This is a genomic window from Candidatus Pelagibacter communis, assembly GCF_001179945.1.
In the GTDB taxonomy this organism is placed as follows: Bacteria; Pseudomonadota; Alphaproteobacteria; order Pelagibacterales; family Pelagibacteraceae; genus Pelagilacustribacter; species Pelagilacustribacter ubique_A.
The window spans coordinates 1-789 of the sequence record NZ_CVSG01000024.1 but is presented as its reverse complement, the minus strand read 5'-3'; the positions used below and the strand labels follow the sequence as shown (position 1 = coordinate 789).

2 protein-coding genes are annotated in these 789 nt (G+C 33.8%); both read right to left on the bottom strand.

The window, feature by feature from the left end:
• Positions 1–233, bottom strand: a 233-nt coding sequence (locus tag AMN78_RS00870) for an ROK family protein (RefSeq protein WP_143323148.1), incomplete at its 3' end; no start/stop codon positions are given.
• Positions 233–789: ATP-binding cassette domain-containing protein (locus AMN78_RS00865; protein ID WP_075533744.1), on the bottom strand; the 557-nt coding region annotated here is incomplete at its 5' end. The genes AMN78_RS00865 and AMN78_RS00870, both read right to left, overlap by 1 nt.

Genomic DNA, 789 nt, shown 5'->3' with positions numbered 1-789 from the left:
TTATGTGCATTTTTAATTAATCCTGTAGTTTTATCTACCGCTCCAGGATGACATATACCTACATTAAATTTTCCTGATTTATTTTCTAATTTTTTTATAATTTCAGTTATTGAAATTATTGTGTTGTCATAATCTTTAGGTGTTTGAACTCTGTCTCTTTTTAATTCTACATTATTATTATCTAGAAGAACGTACTCTATTTTAGTTGCTCCTAAATCTATTCCTATCTGCATTAATTAGTTGAAGACCTGTTCATTTCTTGAAGCTCAACTTCTAATTTATTTAATTCCTCGCCGCCAGCCATCATGCTCAATAATTTTTCTCTAGTGATACTTTTCTTTTCATAAGTACCTAAACTTTTTCCCCTATTCAACACTGTAAAACTATTTCCAACTGGATAAGCATGGTGAACATTATGTGTTATTAAAATTACCGCTAATCCCTGAGAAGCGGCTTTGACTATATATTTTAAAACAACTGAAGCTTGATGCACTCCGAGAGCAGAAGTAGGTTCATCTAAAACTAGAACTTTTGCTCCAAAGTATATAGCCCTACTTATTGCTAAACATTGTCTTTCACCACCCGACATTGTTCCGACTGCTTGGGATGGATCTCTAACATCAATTCCTATCTGCCCCATTCTCTCAGCAGCTATCTTGTTTGCTTTTTCTATATCAAACGTTTTGAAAAATGGTGGGCCTTTCATTGGTTCTCTACCCATAAAAAAGTTTCTTGTTACACTCATTAAAGATACCAAAGCTAGATCTTGATACACGGTAGCTATGCCCA